Origin of the sequence: Aeromicrobium sp. (genome assembly GCF_036676885.1) — a bacterium.
Taxonomy (GTDB): domain Bacteria; phylum Actinomycetota; class Actinomycetes; order Propionibacteriales; family Nocardioidaceae; genus Aeromicrobium.
In genome coordinates, this window is sequence record NZ_JAKFCB010000159.1 from 1 (window position 1) to 4,438 (window position 4,438).

Genomic DNA, 4,438 nt, shown 5'->3' on the forward strand with positions numbered 1-4,438 from the left:
CCGGGCGTCTACAACTCGGCCTACTTCGAGCACACCCTGCTGGCCCGCACGATGGGCGTCGAGCTCGTCGAGGGCCGCGACCTGGTGTGCCGCTCCGGCCGGGTCATGATGCGTACGACCAACGGCCTCGAGCCGGTCGACGTGATCTACCGCCGCATCGACGACGACTTCCTCGATCCCGTGCAGTTCCGCGCCGACTCGGCGCTCGGCGTCCCCGGCATCATCAACGCCGCCCGGGCCGGGCACGTGACGATCGCCAACGCGGTCGGCAACGGTGTCGCCGACGACAAGCTGCTCTACACGTACGTCCCCGACCTCATCCGCTACTACCTGTCGGAGGAGCCGATCCTGCGCAACGTCGACACCTGGCGCATGGGCGAGCCGGAGCAGCGCGAAGAGGTGCTGGACCGCCTCGACGAGCTCGTGCTCAAGCCGGTCGACGGCTCGGGCGGCAAGGGCATCGTGATCGGGCCGGCCGCCTCTCGCGACGAGCTCGACGAGCTGCGCGACAAGATCCTGCTCGATCCCCGGGCCTGGATCGCCCAGCCGGTCATCTCGCTGTCGACCGTGCCGACACTGGTCGAGGACGGCGTACGTCCGCGCCACGTCGACCTGCGGCCGTTCGCCGTGCACGACGGCGACGACGTGTTCGTCCTCCCGGGCGGGCTGACCCGCGTCGCACTGCCGGAGGGCGAGCTGATCGTCAACTCGAGCCGCGGCGGCGGGTCGAAGGACACCTGGGTGCTGGCAAGCCCGACGGATCCCGAGGACGTGGGCGAGGGCGCACCCGCGGCGAGCCGGGTCGCCGGCACGCCGCAGTCCGCCGGCCCTGCGATCGACGGCGAGGCGCGCGACGTCCAGGTGCAGGAGCAGGAACAGCAACAGCAACAGGGCAAGGACCTTTCGACAAGCTCAAGGGACGCTGCCCAGGTCGTGACCACACGGTCCTTGAGCCTGTCGAAAGGACGCGAAGCGGAGGCACCCCCATGCTGAGCCGGATCGCGCAGTCACTGTTCTGGATCGGCCGCTATCTCGAGCGCGCCGACGACACCGCCCGCATCCTCGACGTCCAGATGCAGGTCCTGATCGAGGACCCCGGCATGGACGAACGCACGTCGTGCGAACAGCTGCTGTCGGTCATGGGCGTCGAGGAGTACGTCGGCAACCCCAACCGCTGGATGATCCTCGACCTGCTGGCGCACAACGCCGACTCTCCCGTGTCGATCGCCGCGGCGATCGGCGCCGCCCGCGAGAGCGCCCGCCGCGCCCGCGAGACCCTCTCGACCGACATCTGGGCCGCGATCAACACGACGTGGCGCGGCCTGCCGACAGCCCGGGCGATGCGGTCGCCCGACATGTTCGCGTGGGTGCGCAACCGCACCGCCATGATCTCCGGCATCGCCGACTCGACCATGACCCGCGACGAGGGCTGGCAGTTCTACATGCTCGGCCGCAGCATCGAGCGGGTCGACATGACCGCCCGGCTGCTGTCGACCGCCGCGTTGGCGTCCGGGCCGCAGGTCGCCTGGCCCACGACGCTGCGGGCCTGCGGAGCGTACGAGTCGTTCATCCGCGCCTACCGCGGCATCGAGGCCGACCGGCAGGCCGCCGAGTTCCTCCTGCTCGACCGCTGGTTCCCGCGCTCGATCGTGTCGTCGCTGGCGCAGGCCGAGAAGGCGTTGACCAAGCTCGAGCGCAGCGGCCAACGTACGGGCTTCAGCGACGAGGCCCAGCGGCTGCTCGGCCGCGCTCGCACCGAGCTGGAGTACCGCCCGCTCGCCGACATCGTGTTCGACCTGCCCGTCGAGATGGAGCGCCTGCAGCGCAGCTGCGCCGCGGCGAGCGATGCCGTGACGGCGCGCTACTTCGCCGAGTACGAGGAGCACACCTGGAGCGGCGGAGTCCTCTTATGAGCATGCAGATGCGGATCCGGCACACGACCGGCTACCACTACGAGCGGGGCGCGGCCGCGTCGTTCAACGAGGCGCGCATGACGCCGATGACGACCTCGGAGCAGTACGTCCTGCGCTCGCGGCTCGAGATCACGCCGCCGCCGTGGAGCTATGAGTACCGCGACTACTGGGGCACCACCGTCACGTCGTTCGAGGTGCAGGACCCGCACACCGACCTGACCGTCGTGGCGACCGCGGTCGTCGAGACGCAGGACGTCCCCGTTCGACCGCACTCCGCCACGTGGGCCGACCTGTCGACCGTGGAGGACGAGTACTGCGAGTTCCTCGAGCTGTCCTCGTGGGTCGCGCCGTCACCGTCGCTGCTGACCGAGCTAGCGCCGATCCGGGCCGCCGCCATGACACCTGGCGAGTACGCCCTGGCCGCGGCCGGCTTCCTGCACGACAGCGTGGCCTACCTGCCGGGCAGCACCGAGGTCACGACGACCGCGGCCGACGCGTGGGACAGCAAGAACGGCGTCTGCCAGGACTTCGCCCACCTGACGCTGGGCATCCTGCGTGAGGCGCGCATCCCGGCGCGCTACGTCTCGGGCTACCTCCACCCGTCGCCGGAGCCGGTGATCGGCGAGGCGATCGCAGGCGAGTCGCACGCGTGGATCGAGTGGTGGGACGGCGAGTGGGTGGGCTGGGACCCGACCAACGCGATCGCCCCCGGACCGCGTCACGTCGTGGTCGCCAAGGGTCGCGACTACGGTGACAGCCCGCCGCTGCGCGGGATCTTCTCGACGTCGGGCGGCTCGGAGCTGTTCGTCGAGGTCGAGATCACCCGCCTGCGTTAGTCGAGCACGCGTATCGGCGCTCCGGCCCGCCATGCGGCGATGTCCTCGACGGCCTCGCGGAAGAACACGTCGTAGCCGTCGTTAGTGACGTAGCCCAGGTGGGGCGTCAGCACGGTGCGCGGGGCGGTGCGCAGCGGGTCGTCGACCGGCAGCGGCTCGGTGTCGTAGACGTCGATCGCCGCTCCGGCGATCGAGCCTGCGTGCAGGGCCTCGAGCAGTGCCGCGGTGTCGACGATCGGCCCTCGTGAGGTGTTGACCAGGTATGCGGTGGGGCGCATCGCGGCGATCTCGTCAGCGCCGACGAGGTGGTGCGTACGGGCGCTCGACACGAGGTGGATCGTCACGATGTCGGACCCGGCCATCAGCTCGGCCTTCGACACCGGGCGTACGCCGAGGGACCGGGCATGCTCGGGGTCGAGATTCTGCGACCAGGCGATGACGTCCATCCCGAACGCCTGACCGATCGTCGCGACCTGCGAGCCGAGGCGGCCGAGCCCCATGACGCCGAGGGTGCTGCCGGCGAGTCCCGTGCCGACGGTGGTCTGCCAGCCGCCGTCGCGCATCGACCGGTCCTCCGCGGGGATGTGGCGCACTGCTGAGAGGATCAGCGCCCAGGTGTGCTCGACCGTCGACGACGCGAGTCCGGCCGTGCCGCACACCGGGATGCCGCGCCCGCGGGCTGCGGCGACGTCGATCGACGCGTTGCGCCGCCCGGTCGTCACGATCAGTCGCAGCTCGGGCAGCCGGGCCAGCAGGTCGGCATCGATCGGCGTACGCTCGCGCATCGCGACGATCACGTGCGCCCGCTCGAGCGCCGCCAGCAGCTCCTCCCCCTCGAGGTGCCGGTCGAGGAACGTCACGTCCTCCTCGAGGGAGTCCCAGTCGGCATGGGCCGACGCGACCTGCTGGTAGTCGTCGAGCACCACGATGTTCATGCGGCCATGGTGTCAGGGATGGTTCGTCCTCAGTGCGGGATGGCTTCGAAGGCCCGGTAGACCATGTAGGCCGGCCAGAACACCGCCTCGAACAGCGACCAGACGTGGTCCCAGAAGCCGTCCGCCTGCTGCCAGAAGTAGAAGAGCGCACCGAAGATGCCCAACCCGTAGATGGCGCCGCCGCCCGCGTTCGCGCCTGCGTTGTTGCCCATGGCACCAACCATCCTCGGATCGGTACCGCTCTGCGAGCATTTCACCGGCGCGTCAAACGTGGAAATCGCGCTCGGATAGATTCTCTGCATGGCGATTCTGCACGGCGATGCCGAGATCACCCCGACCAAGCCCGAGCTGATGGCGACGTGGCTGCCGACGCAGCCCTGGTTCGTCGGTGACGCCTCGTCCCTTGAGCACGTCGGCGCCTATCGCTTCGACGACCCGGACGGCGAGGTCGGCATGGAGACCCACCTCGTACGTGGTGGGGACGGGCCGCTCCTGCAGGTGCCGTGGACCTACCGCGGTGCGCCGCTCGACGGGGCCGAGTCGTTCCTGGTCGGCACGATGGACCACACGCTGCTGGGTCCCCGGTGGATCTATGACGCGATCGGCGACCCGGTCTACCAGTCGGTTCTGGCCGCCACGATCCTGACCGGCGGCACGCAGGCCGAGCTCGTGCGCGAGTTCGCCGACGGCCGGACCCAGATCGCGGAGCCGACCGTTCGGGTCAAGGGCAGCGGCACCCGCTCCGATGTCCCGC

The 4,438-nt window shown here is 70.1% G+C and carries 6 protein-coding genes; 4 read left to right on the forward strand and 2 right to left on the reverse strand.

Annotated features, from left to right (window positions below):
• The 3 genes from V6M46_RS07750 to V6M46_RS07760 all read left to right on the forward strand — a co-directional run.
• A partial coding sequence (locus tag V6M46_RS07750; protein ID WP_332663490.1) for a circularly permuted type 2 ATP-grasp protein occupies positions 1–993 on the forward strand: 993 nt, incomplete at its 5' end.
• Entirely contained in the window at positions 987–1,913 is a 927-nt protein-coding gene (locus V6M46_RS07755) for an alpha-E domain-containing protein (protein ID WP_332663492.1), read from the forward strand. The genes V6M46_RS07750 and V6M46_RS07755, both read left to right, overlap by 7 nt.
• On the forward strand, positions 1,910–2,749 hold the full coding sequence (locus tag V6M46_RS07760; RefSeq protein ID WP_332663493.1) for a transglutaminase family protein: 840 nt from the start codon (positions 1,910–1,912) through the stop codon (positions 2,747–2,749). Before V6M46_RS07755 ends, V6M46_RS07760 begins: the two co-directional genes overlap by 4 nt.
• On the opposite strand, the gene V6M46_RS07765 is transcribed toward V6M46_RS07760, so the two are convergent.
• Together V6M46_RS07765 and V6M46_RS07770 are read right to left on the reverse strand one after the other, a co-directional pair.
• Entirely contained in the window at positions 2,746–3,684 is a 939-nt protein-coding gene (locus V6M46_RS07765) for a D-2-hydroxyacid dehydrogenase family protein (protein ID WP_332663495.1), read from the reverse strand. The genes V6M46_RS07760 and V6M46_RS07765 overlap by 4 nt on opposite strands.
• 29 nt (positions 3,685–3,713) lie before the next feature.
• The gene (locus V6M46_RS07770) at positions 3,714–3,896 is read right to left on the reverse strand and encodes a hypothetical protein (protein WP_332663497.1); all 183 of its coding nucleotides are present in this window, start codon (positions 3,894–3,896) and stop codon (positions 3,714–3,716) included.
• Positions 3,897–3,984: 88 nt separating this feature from the next.
• On the opposite strand from V6M46_RS07770, the gene V6M46_RS07775 reads away from it, so the two are divergent.
• A partial coding sequence (locus V6M46_RS07775; RefSeq protein WP_332663498.1) for a CG0192-related protein occupies positions 3,985–4,438 on the forward strand: 454 nt, incomplete at its 3' end.